A 21,588-nucleotide genomic window follows, 5' to 3' on the forward strand; every position below is an offset into this window, starting at 1 on the left:
CTTCCCGAACATCACTGCCTTCAAGGTTCTTATCCCGGTCTTTCAACAAGCCGACTTTGCGCGCGAACTCATTAAACGCCCGGGTCATCCCACTACGCAGGCCGATTTCGTGCGTGCCGCCATCTCCGGTGCGCACATTGTTAACGAAGGAAATAATATTTTCGGAATAGCCATCATTATATTGGCCGGCAAAATCAACCACAATGCCGTCTTTCTTGCCTTCAAAATTGATGACCTGCGACAAGGCATCTTTGCCTTCATTAAGATATTTGACGAAACTAACCAAACCATCCGGATAGTGGTACTGATCCTGCTTGCCGGTACGCTCATCAATTAAGTTAATCGTAATATTTTTCAGCAAAAAGGCTGATTCGCGCAACCGTTCGGCGAGTGTATCATAGTTGAAAACCGTGGTCTGGAAGATCGTCGGATCCGGTTTGAAGGTGATTGTGGTGCCATTTGGTTCATTCACTTTGCCGAGCTTTTGCAAACCACCGTCTGGATGACCACCGTTGATGAAGTGCTCCTCAAAAGCCCGTTTGTCGCGGACAACCCGCACGGTCAGTGATTCAGATAAGGCATTCACGACACTGGAACCGACTCCGTGCAGACCGCCGGATGTTTTATAGCTATTTTGGTTAAACTTCCCGCCGGCGTGCAGCACCGTTAAGATCACTTCAATCGTCGGCTTGCCGCTGGGATGCATCCCCGTCGGCATCCCCCGTCCATGATCCTGCACGGTAACCGAATTATCGGCGTGAATGGTTACATTGATTTCGTCCCCAAACCCCGCGAGCGCTTCATCGACTGAGTTATCCACGATTTCATAAACCAAGTGGTGCAACCCGCGGCCATCGGTGGAACCAATATACATCCCAGGCCGCTTGCGAACGGCTTCCAGGCCGTGTAGCACCTGAATGGATGAATCATTATATGCTTGCGTTGCTTTGTCCATAATAAACTCCCTTTTTGAAACAACTAATTTATAGAATACACCACGCACCCGCAGAGCGCGAACAAAGCATGACTAAAAAATGCTTAGAAAACGGCACAAGGGCGATCTCAGCCAACATTCGCACACAGCTGCTTTACGAACAACGTATTTCCAGTGTAGTCTTTGCGTCAATAAAAAGTCTGTGTTGAGGTTTCTCCAGGTCATTTAACCCATCGCCGCAAATCGAATGTCTGTTCGCATTATTTTAACGGCGTATCACTCAAAAGTCAAAAATGCTAAAATAGTTTTTAAGTCTGAGAGGAGGGGTACACTTGGTTCTTGTGCTTTGTTTTATACTCGCTTATTTCATTGGTGCCATTCCGTTTGGCGTGGTGATTGGCAAAGTATTTTATCATACCGACATCCGCAAAGGTGGCAGCCATAATATCGGGACAACCAACGCTTATCGGATGCTAGGACCGGTTGGCGGAACACTGGTGTTGCTATTGGATATTCTAAAAGGAACGTTGTCAGCCAGTTTACCCATTCTGTTTGGGATTGACCACCACTGGCTGATTCTGATTGTCGGGCTGGCGGCTGTTTTAGGCCATACTTTTTCGGTTTACATTCATTTCAAAGGTGGCAAAGCAGTGGCAACCAGTGCCGGCATTTTGCTGGCGTATAATCCCGAATTTTTCTTCATCGCCTTTGCTATCTGGTTTAGCCTGATTTTGTTGACGTCCATGGTCAGCGTTGCCAGTACCCTTGGCATGGTAATCATCACGAGCTGGTCGCTTGTTTATCACGACTGGCTACTCACCACCGTGGCGTGCGGCTTGCTCGTCGTTTTCTTCATTAAACATCGTGCCAATTTTAAACGCATCAAGGCCGGCGACGAGAACATGGTGCCATTTGGCCTCGGCCTTTACTTACGTCAACACCGCCGCCAGCAATAAGGGCAACAAAATGTGCCACGCAAAAAGACATCCCCTGTTGGATGTCTTTTTGTTATCGATCACCAGCTATCAGTATCCGCATCAAAAAATGCTGATTGTGTAGCCCTTTTCAAACGCCGTTCCCGGTTCCAGACGATTGATACCCAGCTTCTTGGTGAAATCACCGGTCGTGCCAATCGTATCTGCGATGCCCCACCAAGGCTCAATGCAAACAAACTCACCCGTCTTAGGATACGGGCTCCAAACGCCTAAGTAAGGTGTGTCTGTCATGGTGACACTCACACCGTGTTTGGTTTTGTCCGAAAGCAGATTAAACGAGGTCTTGCCAAGCGGAGCAAAGATGAGTGCATCATTTTTAAACGTCTCATGGGTCAGCGCTAGATTGGCATCAGTTGCGGCCAGCGTTCGGTGCGTATAATCCACGCCTTTGCCGGCAACCAGCGGAATTTGAACCAACGACTTGCGCGGTTTGAAGTTCATGTAATAATCCGTGAACTGCGTGTCTGCTGTCATCGGCACCTTAAACCCCGGGTGTCCGCCAACACTGAAATATAAAGGAGCCGTTTTGTCTGGATTATCGACATGGTAAGTAACGTGTAGGTTATTATTTTCCAATGCATAGGTGATAATCAGACGAAACGCAAAGGGATACATGGCACGCGTCTTGTCGTCATCTTTAAGAACAAGACTGGCCTTAAAAGGCGTTGCCGACACGACTGTGAAATCACGATCACGGGCAAAGCCATGCTGGGTCATGTGGTAAGTTTTGCCAGCATAATGATATTGGTCATCAGCCAGTGCACCGACAATCGGGAATAACACCGGTGCGTGGCGCGGCCAGACTTCCGGATCAGCCTGCCACAGGCGCTCACGCCCAGTCAGGTTATCCTTGATACTAGTCAGCTCGGCACCATGCCGACTGATGTCAACGGTCAAAAAGTCATTTGCAATCGTTACCATACATCCTCATCCTTTATCTACAGTTCTCCACGGGTTGCCTTACAAAATATACCGGGTCATGTTCGTATCGGCAGCGATATGGCCGATCTTATCATCGACATATTGCTGCGTCACCGTCACACTGCCCATCGCCATATCCGGGCCTTCATAAAGTACATCTTCCAACAGCTTCTCCAAGATGGTGGCTAATCGCCGCGCGCCGATGTTATCGGTGTCGTGATTAACCTGCGTGGCAATTTCGGCAATCCGATTAACGGCTTCCTTGGTAAACGTGATTTTCACGCCATCAGCACCGATCAACGCAATATATTGTTTAATCAACGCATTGTCCGGTTCGGTCAGAATCCGCACGAAGTCTTCTTCGGTCAGATCCTTTAGTTCAACCCGAATCGGGAATCGGCCTTGTAATTCGGCAATTAAATCACTTGGCTTAGCTTCGGCAAATGCTCCGGAGCCGATAAACAAAATATGATCCGTATTGATCGGGCCATATTTGGTGTTAATCTGTGAGCCTTCGACAATTGGCAAAATATCGCGTTGAACCCCTTCGCGAGAAACTTCACCACTGGTATGCTTATCGCCTGCTGCGATTTTATCGATTTCGTCAATAAAGATAATGCCATTGTTTTCGGCACTCTGGATGGCGTCGTGATAAATATCGGCATGGTTGACCAGCTTATCAGACTCTTCTTTAATGAAGATTTCGCGGGCTTCCTTCACGGTCATGGTGCGCTCGACTTTTTTCTTGGGCATTAACGCACCAATCGTATCACTTAAGTCAATCCCCATTTGGCCGTACATATCGCTCATGCCGCCGCCTTTTTTCTCATCGTTGACGGCAACGGTAATTTCCCGATCCTCTAGCAAGCCCTTCTCCAGCTGTTCGGCGACGCTTAAGCGCTTATTCCGAATGTCATCGGTCACTTCACCGCCAGCATCGGCATCGTCAGCAGCAGGCGTTTTGCCATTTTGCATACCTTGTAGCATGTTCATCATTTCAGCCATCGGATTCGAGTTCTTTTCTTTACGAATCGCTGGTACCAAAATCTTAACGAGGCGTTTGTTGGCTTCTTTTTCGGCGCGAACGCGGACTTTCTTGAATTGCTTTTCTTCTTCCATCGCCACTGCGGTTTCAGCAAGATCACGGACCATGGATTCAACATCCCGACCGACATAGCCGACTTCCGTGAATTTGGTCGCTTCGACTTTAACGAAAGGCGCATCTACAATTTTGGCTAATCGGCGGGCGATTTCCGTTTTCCCGACACCGGTTGGTCCGATCATCAACAAGTTCTTCGGCGTGATTTCTTCTTGCATCTTGGGTGACAACTGCATCCGGCGGTAGCGATTATATAAGGCAACCGCAACGGCGCGTTTGGCATCGTCCTGACCGATGACATATTGGTCAAGTTTTTCAACGATTTGTTTAGGTGTTTGAACTTCTACCATCTTAAACTTTATCCTCCTATGAGCGTGAGCCGGCGTGGTTAGAAACTCTCAACGATAATGTTGTGATTGGTGAAAATATCAATGTTACCGGCAATATTAACTGCCTCTTTGGCAATGTCGGAGGGGGTCATATCAGGCGCATGCCGCAACATCGCAATAGCGGCCGCTTGGGCAAAATTACCACCAGAGCCGATCGCCACAACATCCTCGTCCGGATCAATGACCTCACCGGAGCCGGATACAAGCAACAAGTCGTGTTCGTCCATGACGATCATCATGGCTTCAAGTTTTTGCAGCGTTGGATCTTTGCGCCAATCCTGTGCCAGCGCTACTGCGGAACGCCGTAAGTTGCCGGCATAGTGTTCGAGCTTCTTTTCAAACCAATCCTGTAAGGTGAACGCGTCGGCAACACCACCGGCAAAGCCGATGACAACCTGATCATGATAAATGCGCCGAACTTTTTGGGCGTTGCCTTTCATAATGACTTTTTCGCCCAAGGTTACCTGGCCATCGCCTGCTAAAGCGGTTACGCCATCTTTTCTAACTGCTGCAATTGTTGTCATTGTGTTACGCTCCTTTTTATTTCCCTGATAAGTCGCGCTCATCAGCGGTGGCGGTTATTGGCAACCGACCAATAGTCATACTTTAGAAAACTCAAGCACCGATTACATCGTACTTTAGTCTTAATGATGCTTAGGATAATATTTCATATACTCGTTTTTTAAATGGGCCATCGTCACGTGGGTATAGATCTGGGTTGTCGACAGACTCGCATGCCCGAGCAGCTCCTGGACAGTGCGTAGATCTGCTCCGTGATCCAACATGTGGGTAGCAAAGCTATGCCGCAACATGTGGGGATGGATATTGGCAGTCAGACTCGTCTGTTTAATAAGCTGATCCAGAATGTATTCAATTCCGCGTGCTGTGATCGGCCGACCATACTGGTTGACGAACACCACCCGATGTTGGGTCTGGTGCTTCTGCATCAACGTGTGGCGTCCATCCTTTAGATAAGTTTGTAACGCGCGCTGGGCGTACTGACCAAATGGTACGTAGCGATCCTTATTGCCTTTCCCATGAATCAGTAACAACCCTGTATTAAAGTCCACCTGGTTGAGTGTTAAGTTGGCACACTCGGAAACCCGGATGCCGGTGCCATACAAGACTTCCAGCAATGCCCGATTGCGCTGGTCAAGTGGCGTTTTGCCTTCAACGGTTTTAAACAGTTCCTGAATTTCCGCCTCATAGAAAAACTGCGGCAGGTGATGGTGTTGCTTCTTCAATTCAACTAATTCAAACGGGTTGCGCTTGACCGCATCAATTCGCACCAGATACCGATAAAAGCTACGCAAACTGCTAATTTTGCGGGCAATGGAAGTACGAGCCAGTCCCTGTTTATTCAAATCGGTTAAATAAGTCTGAACGTCTAGATCATCTACCTTGTTAAAATCCGTGAACCCGCCATTGGCTTTGAGAAAGGCCTGGAATTCCTGAATGTCGTTTAAATACGCCGTGACGGTTTCTGGTGAATACTGACGCTCGACCGTTAAGTATTCCTGAAAAGCTGTAATTGGCTTCATCCCGACATCCCTCCGCTTAATAGATTAACATAAAAAGAACGATTGTTGACGTTTTCAGAAGCTAAACCTTAATAGCTGGCGGTGAATTTTCGCTCTCCAGGCAACAAGATTGCTTAAGCACTGGCTTTGTTCCATTATAATAAGTTCTTTATGAAGATAACATGACACGACAATGAAAAAATCCCGGTTACCCGAGATCTTTTTATATTTTTAAGGTTGGTTAACGCGGCTTAATTCATTTTTAAATGCCGCGAGATCGGTCAAGGCCCGTTCTGCTAGTTGCTGGTTGCGCTCCTTCTTTTGCCGCACTTTGACTGCTAGCGGCGGCATAATGCCGAAGTTTGCGTTCATCGGCTGAAAATGCGTTGGCGAGGTGTGGGTGATGTAATGTGCCATGGCACCCATCGCCGTTGTTTCCGGAAATACCAGCGGTGGCAAATCCTGTGCCAGACGGGCTGCATTTGTCCCGGCAATTAATCCGCTGGCAGCACTTTCAACGTAACCTTCAACGCCGGTCATCTGTCCTGCAAAGAAGAGATCTGCGCGCCGTTTAGACGCATACGTCGGCTCAAGGACGGCCGGTGACTTCATGAACGTATTCCGATGCATCACGCCATAGCGGACAATCTGAACATTTTCCAATCCCGGAATCATCCGGAAGACCCGTTTTTGTTCGCCCCACTTAAGATGCGTCTGGAAGCCCACGATGTTATACAGGCTCGCTGCAGCGTTGTCTTGCCGCAACTGGACAACCGCATACGGTGTTTTGCCGGTTTGCGGATCCTCCAAGCCAACCGGTTTCAGCGGGCCGAACAGCATGGTTTTAATCCCGCGTTTGGCCATCACTTCAATTGGCATGCACCCTTCAAAGACCGTCATTTTTTCAAAATCGTGGCCTTCCGCAACTTCAGCAGAGATTAATGCCTGGTAGAACGCTTGAAATTCTTCCCGGTTCATCGGGCAATTTAAGTAAGCAGCTTCGCCACGATCATAGCGCGACTTTTTATAAACAATGTCGGTATTAATGGTGCTGGCATCCAAAATCGGCGCGGCAGCATCAAAAAATGATAAGCCAGCTTCACCGTTTAAGGCGACAATAGCATCAGCCAAGCCCGGTGCGGTCAGCGGCCCTGTAGCAACCACTGTCACCCCTTCAGGAAAATCAGTCAGCTCTTCATGAATGACATGAACACGGGGATGCGCCATGAGTTTCTGGGTCACTAACTGGGAAAACGGCTCGCGGTCAACCGCCAATGCCCCGCCAGCTGGCACGGCGGTCGCGTCAGCACTTTGAATAATAATCGAATCTAGGCGCCGCATCTCTTCTTTCAACAATCCAACCGCGTTCGTAATTTGATTGGCACGCAGCGAGTTTGTGCAGACCAGTTCCGCAAAATTGGCGGTGTGATGCGCCGGGGTCATCGTAACCGGACGCATTTCATATAAATTGACGTCGACACCTGTTTGGGCGATTTGCCAAGCGGCTTCCGAACCGGCTAGGCCGGCGCCAATGACGTTAACAATAGGCATGATGCATTTCCTCCTTTGGTGTGGGGTTTTGGATCGAGGGTGGGACGGGGACTCTTAAAGTTTGTTTGATGTGGGTTTTCGTGATGCTACATTTAACATGTGCTTTATTGGCGCAGAGGCTTGTGTGTGAGCTTTGGGCGTAGAAAAAGCCTTCTTGTGAGAAAAGTTTTTGGCCGATGCTGTCGTAAACGCGCTCACTGGCGCAGAAATCTCCGTGTAAGGACCTTGAAGCCTAAATGGCCAAAGCCCAGCCATTTAGGCTTCAAGGCCACTTACACTCCGATTTCTAAGCGCTCCTGTTCGCGCTCTGTCGTAAACGCGCTCACTGGCGCAGAAGCCTACGTGTAAGGACCTTGAGCGCAATGGCGAAGCCCACGCCATCACGCCCAAGGCCACTTACACTCCGGCTTCTGAACGCGCCAGCTCACGCCCTTGCCTAGTTTATCAAAAAAACCAGCAGACCCAAAGGATTCGGGCTTGCTGGTTTTGGTTTTATGCTTTTTGTAAGGCTTCCTTGTAATCGTTGTTTGGGCAAACGACTTGGGTGCCGGCTTTGGTTTTCTTTTCGACTAAGAAGTGACCACAGACCGGGCAGTCGCGGCCAACTGGTTTGTCCCAGGAGACAAAGTCACAGTCTGGGTAGCGCGAGCAGCCATAAAAGACACGGTTCCGCTTGCTCTTGCGTTCGACCACCTGACCCTCGTGACACTTAGGACAAATGACGCCAATTTCTTTGACAATCGCCTTGGTGTTGCGGCAATCCGGGAATCGAGAACAGGCGTAAAATTTACCGTAACGCCCCATTTTGATAACCATGGGTGCGCCACAGATGTCGCAGTTAAAGCCTGCTGGTTCATCCTTAATCTGAATCTTTTCGATGCCGGTTTCGGCGTGCGCTACTTCTTTCTCAAACGGCTTATAGAACTGGTCGATAACCTTTACCCAATTGGCTTCGCCGGTTTCGATACTATCTAATTCGGATTCAACATTCGCCGTGAACTTAATATTGACGATATCAGGGAAGAATTCAACGATCAGACTGTTGACGATTTCGCCTAATTCGGTGGGTTCAAACCGGCGGGCATTGAGCTTGACGTAATAGCGCTTCTGGATGGTTTCAATAGTCGGAGCGTACGTTGACGGCCGACCGACACCATTTTCTTCCAGCGCCTTAACCAGATTGGCTTCTGAGTAACGGGCTGGTGGCTGGGTAAAATGCTGAGCCGGATCGGTTTTCAGCATTTTAACGGCATCCCCGACAGCAAGCGGCGGCAAAACATTGTCCTTTTCGTCGTTATCACGCGAGGATACGTAGAGCTTAGTAAACCCTTCAAACTTCATCTGACTGCCATTAGCACGGAAAGTGACGTCATTTTGGTCGAGAGTAACGGCGACGGTGTCGATCACTGCCGGTGTCATTTCACTGGCAACAAACCGGCTCCAAATCAACCGATAAAGCTTCATTTGGTCTTTATCTAAAACCGATGCCAAACTTTCGGGCGTCCGCAACGTACTGGTTGGGCGAATAGCTTCGTGGGCGTCTTGAGCCCCTTCTTGAAGCTTACCTTGACGGATTTTAACGGCGGCATAGGCTTCGCCATACTTTTCGTGCAGATAGTGACTGGTCTCGGTTTTGGCGACATTGGAAACACGAGTCGAGTCAGTACGCATATACGTAATCAACCCGACCGTACCCAATTTGCCACCTAAATTAATGCCTTCATACAGCTGTTGGGCCAACATCATGGTCTTTCGGGTTCGGAAACCCAGCTTGCGGTTGGCCTCCTGTTGCAAGGTACTGGTGGTAAAAGGCGGTGCCGGGAAACGCTTGCGTTCTTTCTTTACTACTTTGGTCACGTTAAACGGCTTGGTTTTATCGACCTGGCTTAAGACTTTTTGAACAGCCTCATTATTTTTTAAGGCCTGTTTCTTGTTCTTGATGCCGTAAAAACTGGCCGTGAACTTTTTGCTGCGACCTTTCTGAAACTCTGCATCCAGTGACCAATACTCTTCAGGAATAAAATTCTTGATTTCATTTTCGCGATCAATAATCAGTTTTAATGCAACACTCTGAACTCGACCGGCACTTAAGCCTTTTTTGACCTTCTTCCACAGCAACGGGCTGATGGAATAGCCTACGAGCCGATCGAGAATCCGCCGGGCCTGCTGGGCATCAACGAGATCCATATCAATCCCGCGCGGCGTCTTAAACGCATTTTTGACTGCATCTTTGGTAATCTCGTTAAAAACGACGCGATTTTTGGCCTGAGGATCCAACCCGAGAATATGACTGACATGCCACGCGATGGCTTCTCCTTCACGATCCGGATCGGCTGCAAGATAAACGCGGCTAGCTTTTTTAGCGTCTTTCTTTAAGGATTTAATGACATCGCCTTTACCGCGAATCGAAATGTAGCGAGGTTCGTAGTTGTTTTCAACATCAACACCCATTTGACTCTTGGGTAAATCGCGAATATGCCCTAAACTAGCAACAACTTTATAGGTGCGGCCAAGATATTTTTCAATGGTCTTGGCTTTGGCTGGCGATTCAACAATGACTAACTTCTTGTCGGCCATGAACGCGCTCCTTCCGGTGGCATTGCTACAATAGCAAGCCCTGATTAATTTGTGCGGGCTGACGTGTTACCGTCAGTGCTTCATGATTCAGCAGGTCGCTATGCTCGGTCACAGTGGCGGATACGCCTCCGCCCAAAAACCATCCGATCACGCCTGCTGGCTCAAAACAGTTGCTATCATAAGCTAGTCATTTTGCTCTTGTCAAATCATATGAAAATTTTCCTACTATATAAAGGGCACTTTTTGGCACTTTACGGGTAATAATGCAGGTTCTCGATCACCGTATCCGGACCGGTCACAATTGCTGCGCCTGCTTGAATTAGCGCGTTGGTTCCTGCCCCCAAACGCTCGCCAAAACGGTTAGGTAACGCAAAAACTTCACGATTATGCTGCAAGGCATAATTTGCCGTGATCAGACTGCCGCTTTTGATTTCCGCTTCAGTGACCATCACCCCATGCGCCAAACCGGCAATAATCCGATTACGCGCCACAAATTGGAACCGTTGGGGAGCCGTTCCGGGCGGGTACTCACTCACGATCAACCCAACCCGGCCGATCCGTTCCTGCAGTAAACGATGCTTAGCCGGATAGACCTGATCGATGCCGTTAGCGATCACCGCAATCGTCGGCAAGCCAGCTGTAAGCGCCGCCTCATGTGCCATACTGTCGGCGCCGGTTGCCAAGCCGCTTGCAATCGTCATTGGCGGCAATTGCGGGAATAATTGCGCCAATGTGGCCGCTGAATAACCGGTAGCCTTACGCGAACCAACAACACCCAATGTTAATTGGCGAAGCAACTTTATCTGACCGCGATAAAAAAGCACCAGTGGCGGCTGGGGAATTTCACGCAGCCGTGGTGGATAGGCAGCATCGACATAAGTGACGTAGGATGACTGCCGCGCTACCGCCAATAGTGGTTCTACGGATTGAGTCAGTTTCTTGTCAAGTTCGTGTTGGAATGCCGTCAAATCGGCTTTGGCACGAATAGCTTTCTCCAAAGCGACCGCCAAACGTGGATTCTGATGGGTTGCTAAATGCCAAGTTAATAAAAAGTCGCGTAATCTCATGCCAGAAGTTCCTCCTGTCAATACATTACGCGGCTTAACGACGATTACGTCTTAAGGATTCAGCCAGTCACGCACCGGACCGAAACTACGCCGATGAATTGGCGTGACGCCATGAGCAGCCAGACCTGCTAAGTGTGCTTTCGTACCATAACCCATGTTGTGTTTAAAATCATAACCAGGATAAACCTGATCGTACATCACCATCAGCCGATCCCGAATCACCTTCGCAACAATGCTAGCCGAAGCAATGCTAATACTATTGGCGTCGCCTTTTATTAAGCGCTCCTGCGGCAAATCGACCGGCACATGCATCGCGTCTACCAGCAAAAACTCCGGGGCAACGCGTAAGTGACTCACCGCCTGTGCCATCGCAAGTTCAGTCGCATGGTAAATATTCTCCCGATCGATCTCGCAATTGTCGGCAACGCCGATGCCAACCGCGATGGCCTCCGTCAAAATATGCGGGTATAGCACATTTCGCTCATGGGCCGTCAGTTGCTTTGAATCATTCACCGGCCATTGAAAATGATGCGGCAAGATGACCGCCGCCGTCACAACCGGCCCAGCAAGCGGTCCACGCCCTACTTCGTCTAACCCAGCAACATACTGGTACGTTCCCCATAACTGGCGCTCATACCTGCTGCGATATTTCAGTGCCACTGCCTCAGCAGCGCGATGATCCTCACGCCGTTGATAAGCCGCCAGTAATTTGCCCGCACCAATGCGACTATCGTTTTTGAGCGCCGTCAAGATTGCGGGATCGACATGATCTGCTTGTAACAGCGCCTTATACTCACTCAGTCTCGGCATCGGTCTCACCAGGCTTTTCCAAGGTAAAGCGGCCTAATTTCCCCTGCCGTGCATCGAAAATCAGCCGTTCCGCCATGCGATTAAATTCCTCTCCGAATCCCTGTGTTCTTGTCAGCTTCACCAGCAAGTCATGCGGTGCTGCTTGCAAGTCGGCATCTGTGAGATGGTAAGCTTTTTTCAGGGCGTCTGGATAATGGGCCATAAAATAAGTTAAGCCATATAACCCGACCACATCTTCTTGAAAAACCGCGTCAGCAATCGCGCCGGTAAACGCCAAGCGCATCCCGATCGTCTGCGAGGCAAACTTAGGCCATAGAATCCCAGGGGTATCTAACAACTGAAAATTATCACTCGCCTTTAGCCATTGTTGATTCTTGGTCACGCCGGGCTTGTTACCAGTCACCGCAATATTACGGTGAACCAGCCGATTCAGTACAGTCGACTTGCCGACGTTAGGAATACCAATACACATCGCCTTGATCATGGGATTGCGAATTCCCCGCGCCTTCTTTCGCGCAATTTTCTCCGCCATCAATTTGGTGGCCAACTGGGGAATCTGCTGCAGTCGTTTAGCATGTTGCGCATCAGTCGCAATCGCAGCAAAACCTTGATCTTGATAGTATTGCACCCATTCACGTGTCAAGGCCGGGTCTGCCAAATCCTGCTTATTGAGGATCATCATGCGCGGCTTTTCGCCAATTATTTCATCTAACATTGGGTTGCGCGATGACTCAGGCGTGCGGGCGTCCACGACCTCAAGAATGAGATCAACCTGTTTAATTTTTTCCTGTACCTGTTTACGGGCCTTCGCCATGTGACCCGGGAACCATTGAATTGTAGTCATACTAACTCCTCTAATTTATCCGATAGCGATAGCTTTACTAGGGCCTGTTTTAAGACTGCCAAAGCCACAATGACACAGTGATGATTTTGGGCAAAATGGTATAGAAACTGTACTCGGCATCAACATAGTCGCATAAAAAGTTCGACTTGCTAAAACCCTACCAATAGGGCTCCACTCCAATCTTGGTGATTCTGTTAACGCGATTCAACCCTACTAACCGATTTTCTAAGATATATTTGATTTTTTACCCAAGCTGCTCCCTGAGTAACATGTATGTGCCTTGAATCTAAGCTCAAACCTTCAATGTCAATATCACTGGAAGTTCGACTATTGTGGAAATTTTATCACACAATCGCTAGTATCCGTCCAGCCGGGAAAAAGCTGTAGACCATCTTCCAGGATCGATAAATTTGGCAAAATCCCGTAGTAAGCGTAGCTACTTTTAAGCAACCACAAAATCGCACTACAAGGTACCTTTGTGGGGATAAGCGATCGTCTGGTGTGGAAAATGAAAATCAACGGTGCAATCTCTTCCCATTGCTTGTCAGGAAGTTCATAAAGCCTAGTCGGCCTTTTCCCAATTCCAAATTCTTGATCTAGGCTTTTGCAAATTCATCCATGAATAGAAATCAAGCATTTCGCTCCTAGTTGTTTCCGGACCTAAAGAACCCCTAAGAGCTATTCCCACAACGGTGTCTCCATTGGCATCTAATACAGGGCCCCCGCTGTTTCCCGATTGAATGCCACCCTTTTCATTGGTAATGATATCCATCTTACGAGTCTTTATTTCTTTGTTGGATAAGGAAAGAGTAAACTCATCCATTTGTAATGGGGCGTCTATCATACTCTCAATACGCTCCCGGGCCTCATACAACTGATAGGACTTACCTATTTGGTTTACGTATGGATATCCAACAACAAGAAGTCTCGTACTTGGCTTTAATATGTGAGTGGGGTGTTTAAATCCCCTTTTGCGCCAATCTTTATTTCCAAGAATCGTAAGAACTGAAACATCGAAGTTTGGCCAATATTCAATTTTAGTTACTTTATATCTTTTATGCTCCTCTTTGGTTTGAGGATTATATTCAACCATTTCAACACTGTCGATATCTTCAATTCTTTTTTGATCAGTAAAAATGTGAGTGCAGGAGTAAATCTTATCTCCACAAGCAAAGGCCGTTCCGTAAAAAATATTTTCACCCTTTTTTACTTCAACAGAAAAAACAGCATTGTAACGCTTGTAACGTTGTGGCATTGCAATTTTAAGATCAAAAAAATGTCTGCTATCAGGCCACTTAATCTGATTGAATTCTTGCATAAGGCGTCTCGACAATGCACTATCTTTCAGAGGATCTTGTCGAATCTGATAAATAAACGAGATCATACCCTTTACAATTTGAGCTGGATCGCCTTGATCACCTTTATTATAATATTTGAAGAATTTTTTACTGGTGTCGTCGTAATTTTCTGAAATCTGAAAATTGTGTAATATGGCTCTAACACGTCTTTCGTAACGTCTAGAAACATTTACTTTTTCATTTACAACAACTCCTGTAACCTCCATTCGACTTCCACGACCCGACTTTCACGTTTTTTCACTATTAACTCTGAACCCTGCAGCGTTAATAATCTGTTTGAGTTCATTGGATATATCGTCATGGTGCCAAATCACCTTAGGCATGTTCCCTCTAGAAGAAAACGTTATATCGTCAACATACCTTGTATAGGTAGTTCCTGTTCTTTTGGCAATACGAAGCATTTGGCTATCCAACTTATGTAAAATGATGTTTGAGAGACATGGGGAAGTCGGAGATCCCTGCGTCAAGCAATGATGTAGGCACACTAATTTTGCTAGAACATCACTAACAGCAATGGGCAAATTAAAATATTGCGCAAAAACACCGAAAACTTTATTTTGGGGAATACTAGGGAAAAAATTTTCAAGATCAAAATTCACTAATTTCTTTCGATGTTCGTGTTTACTCGCGCCATATCTCAATCCACGTTTAGAGACAAATCCGGACACACAACTTAGCGGATGATAAATCTCTGATATGGTAAAAGCAAGTTTCCTTTGAATTGTTTTCAGGGCATCGGAAGGCGCTTCAATAGTCCTGAAACCTCCCCGTTTTTTTCTTAACTTAAACGAGACATAATGTTTTTCTTTAATTCCTTCTGAAGAAAAGTATCCTAATTGTTTAGAGGTTATCGAAAGAAAAGAGGCAAGTTCTTGGACATTATTTAGGCCCAAAAACCTGTCTCTAACCTCGTTAGCAGTCATTCCAATAAAAGGATTGTCCATATTATTACCTACTTAGTATTACGTACTTGGTCCAGAGTAAAATACAACAGAGTCATGCTTACATCTTCTATTGCTGTTTTTCTGAAGGGTGTTACATGATGGTGGACTATCTGCTAACATTGTGATAGCCAGGCGAAACGCCGGACAGAGATTTACTAGAAGTAATAATATCGCCTTTCTTTGAACCAGTCAATTCTGTCTGTCTAGCAAATTTAAAAACGCTGGATTTAAGAATTTGATTCTAAACGCGGATTACCTAGAACGCCCTAAAGTACATGATCTAAGACAGCATTAATTGTGACAATCCCAACATAAATCAGCGCCAATTTCACCCCATATACTCTATAACTGATCAAGGCAGTACCGCCAAAAATAACCACTTCTGCAAACGCCCGTTCAAGTTCATTAAGTCGATGCGGTGACATCGGCGCCATGAACCGCGACCAAAATAAAACTAAAGCAATCGGCACGCAAATGCCTAAAAGAATCTTGCTTAATCCTTCACCTTTAAATCCAGCGCCAATCAGCAGCACAAGGGTGATCAGCTCCATCAAGAACCTAACGCCATCATTTATTGGCTTAATCATTAGGCTTGCTCCCCTTCAATTTTCATCAATAATATGTAAAGAATTTCAGTTTTTCGCAGTTCCTATTCTGAGAATACTTGCCAATATCTCTTCCCCAGGAGCGCTCATCTCAATGTTCTTCAAGACATCGTCAGAAATCTCTTCAAGTTCAGTATAAAAACGCTTCAGCTCATGAAAATCACGCCGCTTTTTAATCACTAAAGCAAGTGAACTGGTGCGACACACCTTACTTTCAGGACGGTTGACCAGATCAGTAATTAGCCGGATTTCCTCAATTTTCAAATTGGCTTTACGAAGTGTCAAAATAAGCTTGGCTGTTGCTACGTCGGATTCTTCATAATAGCGGTACTGATTGTCCGCACGATGAGCTGGTAAAAGACCCTCTCGATCATAAAAACGTAACGTGTCTTTGCTACAACCTAACTTTTTCGAAAATTCTGATATATTCAAAATGCGCGCCTCCGTTCTTTGTCTGGTCTAGTATCACATGTGAGTGCACTCTAATGTCAAGTTAATTTTTAACTTTTGAAAACAGACCATGGATTTGACCTCAAACACCGTTCCAACGACAGTAAAAAGGCTATTCGTATTTGAACTGTCACGAATTTTTGGTTAGAGTGTCGCGTACAGGGGCAGCCAGCTTATTTTCAGGATAGTAAACCGCTAAGATGTAGCGTAAACTTTGAATTAAATATCCAATCAAACCACTAAGCGAGGAACCCAGTATGGCACAACAACCACTCAGAAGGATTGAAAGTATGATCCAAAAGTTCATGGCCTCACCTCTACCAGAGAAACTGTTACCTTATATTGACGAAGATACCATCGAAGGCACGTTAGAAAAGTTTGGTACAGCCATGTATATGCAGACAGGGCGGGATTACACAGGTTGGACAGACGTCAATCGAATTTTAAGTGTGATGGAAAACCAGCTTACACCCTTTCATTCTGACTCGGTCGAATATGCTTCTCATTCGGCTATTATTCAGCTTTTTCTAACCTTCGTCGTACAACCTCGCTTACAGAATCCGTCAGCTTTGATCAAGGGAATTCAAACGCTTGCGCATCGACAAAACGTCACGGTTACTGATGATAATTTCGATACTGGTAGATTGAGAGTAATTGCTGGAATTGACCAATCGCCATCAATCCCCGAAGTAAAGTTTGCGGCGGCGAGAGGTATCAAAATTAGTTTTGATGGCGAATATGTCATGCGAATCGAACGGCCTGAGCGCTTACCGCATGCTACCCATTTAGGTAAATATGACTGGAAAAGCCTCACTGCTGAACGTACAACACCCAAGGCTTCTGGTTCGCCTTGGACTTGGTGGAAAGAAAGACGGAGTTGACCGCAAAGAACGTTTATGGGATGCCAACCGCGATCTTTATTGCACTGGTGACGACGTTTTATGCAGCCATGTATGCCGACGCGATTGAAACACCCAAACGCTGGTCCGCTTCAGCCCTTAATCGCCACCTGCAAAAAGCTCGAAATGAACTTCCTAAACTAGCGTGGAAACGTTACTGGCAGGTCGTTGATCTTGTTATCAACAGTTTATGGGACAGCCGAACATTGGCAGCGAAGCAAGCAAACGAGCTGGAAAGAATTGTGATGGACGGGCAACCTTAGCCGACAATTTTAAAAATTAACGGCGACACACCGAAAAGCTGCGAAATTTCTGATTTCTTGAAACTTCGCAGCTTTTGTCTTGGACAGCTATTCACTTGCTTGTTAGGTTCGGATTAACAAATTCATTTTCCAGCTGAAACTTCATGCTTGGAACGGATTCATCAATACATTCATGCCAAAAAGCGACATGAACCTTATCAATCGGATTAGGACTCTCTGTGACATCCGGACTAGGCGCGGTTTGCTCAGAATACCAGAACAGATACATCCGATTATTAAACGTAAGCGAAAAGATTCGCTCAACGGTGATGTGTTCGGGCACCAAGGTTGCGTTAACAGCCTCTTGATGACTTTTCAAGAAAGCCATCCATTCTTGAGCACGCGCAATTTTGTCGGGATGGACAGCAAATCCTTCTAATTCAATCAATGTTGTTCAACTCCTCCGATTATTTCCTTAACCTTACAAAAAAGCGCACACCCAATCAAGGCATGCGCGCATCTAAACAACTTCAATCTAACTTACTTCGCGACTTCCTGCACCGCGGCTTTTACCATCGGATCATCTTTGGTCAGCTGATCACTCAACTTTTGAGCAAGGGCTGCCAAGGTTTCCTGATCGGCTGTGCCGGTTGCGTCGAGTTTGTTGGCTTGCTGGAAGGATTTGACGGCAGCTTGTGTCGCGTCGTCGTACTGGCTGTTAACGTTAACCGTGCCGATTTTCAAAGCCGTCAGCATCTGCTGCAAGGACTTCACATCGCTGCCCTTGTCGCCGGGCTTGAGCTGAGTCGCATTGATTAACGTGATTTTGGCCGCAGCTGGATAGTCAACCTTCACATCGGGAGTTAAACCTTTGTGATTAATCCATGTGCCGTTTGGTGTAAGCCATTTGGCAACGGTCAGTTTAAGCTCCTTGTTGCTGCCCATTTCGCCAACATTTTGAACGGTGCCTTTACCAAAACTCTTCTCACCGACTAAGGGAATATTGCGGTTTTGGTGAAGTGCTGCCGCCGTGATTTCGCTGGCCGAAGCTGAATTGCCATCAATCAACACCGCGGTTTTCTCAGTGATCTTAAAGCCGCCATCAAGCTTCTTGCCAGCTTTGTAGACCTCTTTGGCGCCGTTACGGTCTTCGATTTGCATCACGGTTTGCCCGTTCTTGGAAAACATCGAACTGATCGACAAAGCGGCTGTCATCATGCCACCGGGGTTTTGACGCAGGTCGAGCACAAAGGACTTCGCGCCTTCTTTACGCAATTTTTTAACGGTCGCTTTGAATTGCTTCACAGTCGGTTCACTGAAAGTGGAGATCGTGATGACACCAACCTGCTTGTTTTCCGGCGCAAGCTTACCAGTCACCGTATCAACCGTAATCTTCTTGCGCTTCATGGAAAATGTTGCCTGCTTGTTGCCGCGCTTGACCGTCACTGCAACGGTTGTCCCGATTTTACCGCGAATTTTGTCAACCGCTTGCGTGACCGTCTTTTTGGAGACATCTTTCCCGTCAACTTTGAGCAGGACATCGCCTACCTGCATGCCGGCTTTTTTGGCTGGCGTGCCTGGCAAAATGCTGGCAATCGACAGACTGTCGTGATTTTGTTGAATCGTGGCGCCAATTCCCCCAAACGAGGCAGAGATGGTGTCGTCAAGGTCGGTTTTGTCATTGTTTTGCAAATAGACCGAGTAAGGGTCGTCAAGCGTCCCCAACATCCCCTTGATCGCCCCGTCTGTCAGCTTGGTCGTGTTCACCTTTTTGTAGTAATTGTTGGTGACTGTTTCGTACGCGGAAACGACAGGTGCCAATGCCTTAGGAACGCCGGTTTTCAGCACGCTTTGTTGGGCCTGCTGATACGACAAGGCATAGCCGCCTGCTGCACCGCCGCCAAGCGCAACTACAAAGATCAAAATGACCGCCCACAGTGGAACCTTGTGTTTATTGATTGGAATCGCCTCCTGTGCTTTCGCTGGCCAGATAGTCGTGGTACGTTTCATCAAAAATCGCCATTGTCGGCAGATAATTACCGTTTAATTCCAGGTAATCACTTAGCCGATGGTAATCTTTCTCCTGTTTCGGAAAACTTTGATCCAGAAAAGCGTTCTTGGCAAACTCGGCAATTTCCCCATGGTCATTGGGATTGCGCAATGTCATGAGATATTCGTAAAAAGTCCGATGCATAATTAGTCCTTCCAGTTTTTGTCAATAAAGTCCTGGCGTTGGGCATGTTCCATTGCGTACCGCCGCGGATTCTTGGCGTAAAATTGCTGATGCTCCGGTTCGGCCGGATAAAACGGTTTAGCCGGTTCAATCTGGGTCACAATCGGATCGGCAAAGCGTCCGCTGGCCTCCAACGCCGCCTTCGATGCTTCAGCGGCTTTGCGTTGTGCCTCATCTTTCACGAAAATAACCGGCCGATAATTGTCGCCACGATCCTGAAACTGTCCCATGGCATCAGTGGGATCGGTTTGCTGCCAATAGATTTCCAACAATGCGGGATAGTCAATAACGTCTGCATCAAAAGTGATCTCAACGGCTTCAGTATGACCGGTCGTATGCGAAGACACCTGTTCATAAGTTGGATTAGGCACATGCCCACCGGTATAACCGGAAACCACATTTAAAATGCCAGGTTGTTCCTCGAACGGTTCAACCATGCACCAAAAACACCCGCCGGCAAAAATAGCAGTTTCTTTTTTCATGTTTCATCAGCCTCTTTCTAATGGTTACGGCTCATCAGGCAGATAAACCGCAAATTCAAGATCATCATTGGTGAGATCCAATTTGGTGGCCTTTAGTGTCATCCCATTTTGAAGTTTAAATTGGCTCAATTTTAGCACAACAGTTCCGGTCTTACTATTCAGACTTACCCAGCGCGGGATTTTATAACTATTACCGATATAACTCATGACAAAACTGATCGGCACCGGTAACGCACCGACATTCAGATCCTTCGCTTTGAGCAGCACGTCGCCATTTTTCAGAACCAATGGATCGAACGTTAACTGAAATTTAACGGAATTGCCAAGGAATTTGAACTTACCGCTTAACGCAGCTTCGTTCGTACCCAACGTCACAGCATATTTGACATTGCTGTCACGCAGATAATTTTTTAAATAGTGGGCCATGATGCGATTGGCACTGGCTTTGGTGAGCTTCACGGTGAAAACCGGTTCATTCGTGGTTGTGGCGGTTTTAGCGGTTGTGTTGATGTTCACCGGTGTCAAAATTGTCTTCGTGAACCAGATACCGGTTCCCAGCAGTAACCCGACCAGCACAAGCAATAACCATTTCCACCAGTTAATCCCGGTTCTGATTTTTTTGGGCTGCGGCGTGTTTCGCTGACGTGATCGTTTCTTTGCTTCCATCCTACCTACTCCCACTCTTTCTTCGTTGCCTGTATTTGTTTCATAAGCTGCTTCGTCATCTGCGCATAACCAGCATTATTGGGATGAAAATGATCCTGAGAGAAAATAAGCGGATTACCTTCGCCGGAAGTCGCTTCTTTGAGCGCTTCTTTAGCCGAAGCCTTGTTTGCTGCTGTGTCCCCGCTCGACAAAACGCTGTCAATATCAACGTAATAAACGTGTTTAAACTGATGTAACGTTTTTTGAGTCGCTTCATTCCACGCGGTAACGCTGTTAGTCATGGCCGTCATTTTTGGAAAATAGACGTAAAATGGGTTGTAAATGCCGAAAACATAAATCGGCGCGGATGGATTTTCCTTGCGAATCGTGGTAAGTAGCGTTGTCAGGCGTTTTTGAAACGCAGTACTGCCTGCCGTAATCTGCTTTTCAGATAACGTCAAAAAGTGCTTTTGGAGGACATGCATTAAATCATTTCCGCCGGCAGTCACGGTAATGATATTGGCGCGTTTCAGGTCAGTACGGATCTTGGCCTGTTTGTTGATGCGGTTGAGAATTTGCGTGCTGGTGTCGCCACTAACCCCGTAATTTTTCGTAGTGACCTGATACTGGCCGGTTGCCTCTAAATCACTTTTCGTTAACCCGACATACCCGCCATTGTTGGTTGCGTCGCCGACACCATAAGTTAACGAATCGCCAACCGCCGTCAGCTGGATCTGTTTAGGCGTGCTCGAGGCAACTTTAACCTCACTAGGGTCGGTTGCCGGCCCAAACAGCTGCCACCCGCCAAACGCCAGCAGGCAGGCAATCAGCACGACGCTACAAGCTATAAAAATATTTTTTAATTTAGCCATATTGCCTCCCATAAACGTATGTGTTGTTGATCATAATAGATTATTGTACTTGACTGCGGGTGAATAAACAAAGGTGAATGCTTTTTGACTTGTTTTTATGGTATCGATACCAGTTATTTTTGCGTGGTGGTTGTTGGCGTTTAGGAAGCGG

The 21,588-nt window shown here is 47.0% G+C and carries 23 protein-coding genes; 3 read left to right on the top strand and 20 right to left on the bottom strand.

Annotated elements, in window-relative coordinates; translation table 11 throughout:
• On the bottom strand, window positions 1-955 hold a 955-nt coding region (locus GSO_RS02000), incomplete at its 3' end, for an ATP-binding protein (RefSeq protein ID WP_010488368.1).
• Between the two features lie 311 nt (window positions 956-1,266).
• On the opposite strand from GSO_RS02000, the gene plsY reads away from it, so the two are divergent.
• Window positions 1,267-1,890 (top strand): glycerol-3-phosphate 1-O-acyltransferase PlsY, encoded by a 624-nt coding sequence (gene plsY, locus GSO_RS02005; RefSeq protein ID WP_010488370.1) that lies wholly within the window; start codon window positions 1,267-1,269, stop codon window positions 1,888-1,890.
• Window positions 1,891-1,971: 81 nt separating this feature from the next.
• Here the strand turns inward: plsY and GSO_RS02010 are convergent, their stop codons facing one another.
• The 13 genes from GSO_RS02010 to GSO_RS15410 form a co-directional block, all read right to left on the bottom strand.
• The gene (locus GSO_RS02010) at window positions 1,972-2,850 is read right to left on the bottom strand and encodes an aldose 1-epimerase family protein (RefSeq protein ID WP_010488372.1); all 879 of its coding nucleotides are present in this window, start codon (window positions 2,848-2,850) and stop codon (window positions 1,972-1,974) included.
• A gap of 39 nt (window positions 2,851-2,889) precedes the next feature.
• Window positions 2,890-4,299, bottom strand: coding sequence for an ATP-dependent protease ATPase subunit HslU (gene hslU / locus GSO_RS02015; protein WP_010488374.1), 1,410 nt, complete (start codon window positions 4,297-4,299; stop codon window positions 2,890-2,892).
• 38 nt (window positions 4,300-4,337) lie between these two features.
• Window positions 4,338-4,862 carry an ATP-dependent protease subunit HslV gene (gene hslV / locus GSO_RS02020; RefSeq protein ID WP_010488376.1) on the bottom strand — a complete coding sequence of 175 codons (525 nt, stop codon included), beginning with the start codon at window positions 4,860-4,862 and terminating at the stop codon, window positions 4,338-4,340.
• 120 nt (window positions 4,863-4,982) lie between these two features.
• Window positions 4,983-5,879, bottom strand: a complete 897-nt coding sequence (gene xerC / locus GSO_RS02025) for a tyrosine recombinase XerC (RefSeq protein WP_010488377.1) — start codon at window positions 5,877-5,879, stop codon at window positions 4,983-4,985.
• A 210-nt stretch (window positions 5,880-6,089) separates the two neighbouring features.
• Window positions 6,090-7,409 carry a methylenetetrahydrofolate--tRNA-(uracil(54)-C(5))-methyltransferase (FADH(2)-oxidizing) TrmFO gene (gene trmFO / locus GSO_RS02030; RefSeq protein WP_010488379.1) on the bottom strand — a complete coding sequence of 440 codons (1,320 nt, stop codon included), beginning with the start codon at window positions 7,407-7,409 and terminating at the stop codon, window positions 6,090-6,092.
• Between the two features lie 492 nt (window positions 7,410-7,901).
• Window positions 7,902-9,986 carry a type I DNA topoisomerase gene (gene topA, locus GSO_RS02035; protein ID WP_010488381.1) on the bottom strand — a complete coding sequence of 695 codons (2,085 nt, stop codon included), beginning with the start codon at window positions 9,984-9,986 and terminating at the stop codon, window positions 7,902-7,904.
• A 251-nt stretch (window positions 9,987-10,237) separates the two neighbouring features.
• Window positions 10,238-11,053, bottom strand: a complete 816-nt coding sequence (dprA, locus tag GSO_RS02040) for a DNA-processing protein DprA (RefSeq protein WP_010488382.1) — start codon at window positions 11,051-11,053, stop codon at window positions 10,238-10,240.
• Window positions 11,054-11,104: 51 nt separating this feature from the next.
• A complete protein-coding gene (rnhB, locus tag GSO_RS02045) occupies window positions 11,105-11,863 on the bottom strand; it encodes a ribonuclease HII (protein WP_010488383.1) in 759 nt (252 codons plus the stop codon).
• Window positions 11,847-12,707: a ribosome biogenesis GTPase YlqF gene (gene ylqF / locus GSO_RS02050; RefSeq protein WP_010488384.1), complete on the bottom strand. Its 861-nt coding sequence runs from the start codon at window positions 12,705-12,707 to the stop codon at window positions 11,847-11,849. The genes rnhB and ylqF overlap by 17 nt, the downstream gene beginning before the upstream one ends.
• 562 nt (window positions 12,708-13,269) lie before the next feature.
• Window positions 13,270-14,271: a trypsin-like peptidase domain-containing protein gene (locus GSO_RS02055; RefSeq protein ID WP_010488385.1), complete on the bottom strand. Its 1,002-nt coding sequence runs from the start codon at window positions 14,269-14,271 to the stop codon at window positions 13,270-13,272.
• A 21-nt stretch (window positions 14,272-14,292) separates the two neighbouring features.
• A complete protein-coding gene (locus GSO_RS02060; protein ID WP_010488386.1) occupies window positions 14,293-15,009 on the bottom strand; it encodes a reverse transcriptase family protein in 717 nt (238 codons plus the stop codon).
• A 266-nt stretch (window positions 15,010-15,275) separates the two neighbouring features.
• Entirely contained in the window at window positions 15,276-15,596 is a 321-nt protein-coding gene (locus tag GSO_RS02065; RefSeq protein ID WP_010488387.1) for a YrdB family protein, read from the bottom strand.
• Between the two features lie 45 nt (window positions 15,597-15,641).
• Complete coding sequence (locus tag GSO_RS15410) at window positions 15,642-16,046, bottom strand: MerR family transcriptional regulator (protein ID WP_010488388.1); 405 nt, start codon at window positions 16,044-16,046, stop codon at window positions 15,642-15,644.
• 275 nt (window positions 16,047-16,321) lie between these two features.
• On the opposite strand from GSO_RS15410, the gene GSO_RS16200 reads away from it, so the two are divergent.
• Together GSO_RS16200 and GSO_RS18315 are read left to right on the top strand one after the other, a co-directional pair.
• On the top strand, window positions 16,322-16,945 hold the full coding sequence (locus tag GSO_RS16200; protein WP_225358760.1) for a hypothetical protein: 624 nt from the start codon (window positions 16,322-16,324) through the stop codon (window positions 16,943-16,945).
• A complete protein-coding gene (locus GSO_RS18315) occupies window positions 16,942-17,226 on the top strand; it encodes a hypothetical protein (RefSeq protein ID WP_010488390.1) in 285 nt (94 codons plus the stop codon). Before GSO_RS16200 ends, GSO_RS18315 begins: the two co-directional genes overlap by 4 nt.
• Before the next feature lie 91 nt (window positions 17,227-17,317).
• Here the strand turns inward: GSO_RS18315 and GSO_RS02080 are convergent, their stop codons facing one another.
• The 6 genes from GSO_RS02080 to GSO_RS02105 form a co-directional block, all read right to left on the bottom strand.
• The gene (locus GSO_RS02080) at window positions 17,318-17,653 is read right to left on the bottom strand and encodes a DUF6176 family protein (RefSeq protein WP_010488391.1); all 336 of its coding nucleotides are present in this window, start codon (window positions 17,651-17,653) and stop codon (window positions 17,318-17,320) included.
• A 92-nt stretch (window positions 17,654-17,745) separates the two neighbouring features.
• Complete coding sequence (locus tag GSO_RS02085; RefSeq protein WP_439708959.1) at window positions 17,746-19,215, bottom strand: S41 family peptidase; 1,470 nt, start codon at window positions 19,213-19,215, stop codon at window positions 17,746-17,748.
• Window positions 19,157-19,399, bottom strand: a complete 243-nt coding sequence (locus GSO_RS02090; protein ID WP_010488395.1) for a YozE family protein — start codon at window positions 19,397-19,399, stop codon at window positions 19,157-19,159. The genes GSO_RS02085 and GSO_RS02090 overlap by 59 nt, the downstream gene beginning before the upstream one ends.
• A gap of 2 nt (window positions 19,400-19,401) precedes the next feature.
• Window positions 19,402-19,920 carry a peptide-methionine (S)-S-oxide reductase MsrA gene (gene msrA / locus GSO_RS02095; RefSeq protein ID WP_010488397.1) on the bottom strand — a complete coding sequence of 173 codons (519 nt, stop codon included), beginning with the start codon at window positions 19,918-19,920 and terminating at the stop codon, window positions 19,402-19,404.
• 24 nt (window positions 19,921-19,944) lie between these two features.
• Window positions 19,945-20,586 carry a YpmS family protein gene (locus GSO_RS02100; RefSeq protein ID WP_010488399.1) on the bottom strand — a complete coding sequence of 214 codons (642 nt, stop codon included), beginning with the start codon at window positions 20,584-20,586 and terminating at the stop codon, window positions 19,945-19,947.
• A gap of 5 nt (window positions 20,587-20,591) precedes the next feature.
• Window positions 20,592-21,437 (bottom strand): SGNH/GDSL hydrolase family protein, encoded by an 846-nt coding sequence (locus GSO_RS02105; protein WP_010488401.1) that lies wholly within the window; start codon window positions 21,435-21,437, stop codon window positions 20,592-20,594.
• Between the last annotated feature and the right edge of the window lie 151 nt (window positions 21,438-21,588).

The sequence above is a fragment of the Lacticaseibacillus zeae DSM 20178 = KCTC 3804 genome (assembly GCF_000260435.1).
GTDB classification, from domain to species: domain Bacteria; phylum Bacillota; class Bacilli; order Lactobacillales; family Lactobacillaceae; genus Lacticaseibacillus; species Lacticaseibacillus zeae.

Bases quoted from the DNA above. Each gene is read 5' to 3' on its own strand.
- GSO_RS02010 (WP_010488372.1), bottom strand. From the start codon at position 2,850: ATGGTAACGATTGCAAATGACTTTTTGACCGTTGACATCAGTCGGCAT.
- hslV (WP_010488376.1), bottom strand. From the start codon at position 4,862: ATGACAACAATTGCAGCAGTTAGAAAAGATGGCGTAACCGCTTTAGCA.
- GSO_RS02090 (WP_010488395.1), bottom strand. From the start codon at position 19,399: ATGCATCGGACTTTTTACGAATATCTCATGACATTGCGCAATCCCAAT.
- GSO_RS02065 (WP_010488387.1), bottom strand. From the start codon at position 15,596: ATGATTAAGCCAATAAATGATGGCGTTAGGTTCTTGATGGAGCTGATC.
- topA (WP_010488381.1), bottom strand. From the start codon at position 9,986: ATGGCCGACAAGAAGTTAGTCATTGTTGAATCGCCAGCCAAAGCCAAG.
- rnhB (WP_010488383.1), bottom strand. From the start codon at position 11,863: ATGCCGAGACTGAGTGAGTATAAGGCGCTGTTACAAGCAGATCATGTC.
- dprA (WP_010488382.1), bottom strand. From the start codon at position 11,053: ATGAGATTACGCGACTTTTTATTAACTTGGCATTTAGCAACCCATCAG.
- GSO_RS02100 (WP_010488399.1), bottom strand. From the start codon at position 20,586: ATGGAAGCAAAGAAACGATCACGTCAGCGAAACACGCCGCAGCCCAAA.
- xerC (WP_010488377.1), bottom strand. From the start codon at position 5,879: ATGAAGCCAATTACAGCTTTTCAGGAATACTTAACGGTCGAGCGTCAG.
- hslU (WP_010488374.1), bottom strand. From the start codon at position 4,299: ATGGTAGAAGTTCAAACACCTAAACAAATCGTTGAAAAACTTGACCAA.
- ylqF (WP_010488384.1), bottom strand. From the start codon at position 12,707: ATGACTACAATTCAATGGTTCCCGGGTCACATGGCGAAGGCCCGTAAA.
- trmFO (WP_010488379.1), bottom strand. From the start codon at position 7,409: ATGCCTATTGTTAACGTCATTGGCGCCGGCCTAGCCGGTTCGGAAGCC.
- GSO_RS02055 (WP_010488385.1), bottom strand. From the start codon at position 14,271: ATGGAGGTTACAGGAGTTGTTGTAAATGAAAAAGTAAATGTTTCTAGA.
- GSO_RS02060 (WP_010488386.1), bottom strand. From the start codon at position 15,009: ATGGACAATCCTTTTATTGGAATGACTGCTAACGAGGTTAGAGACAGG.
- GSO_RS02105 (WP_010488401.1), bottom strand. From the start codon at position 21,437: ATGGCTAAATTAAAAAATATTTTTATAGCTTGTAGCGTCGTGCTGATT.
- GSO_RS16200 (WP_225358760.1), top strand. From the start codon at position 16,322: ATGGCACAACAACCACTCAGAAGGATTGAAAGTATGATCCAAAAGTTC.
- msrA (WP_010488397.1), bottom strand. From the start codon at position 19,920: ATGAAAAAAGAAACTGCTATTTTTGCCGGCGGGTGTTTTTGGTGCATG.
- GSO_RS02085 (WP_439708959.1), bottom strand. From the start codon at position 19,215: ATGAAACGTACCACGACTATCTGGCCAGCGAAAGCACAGGAGGCGATT.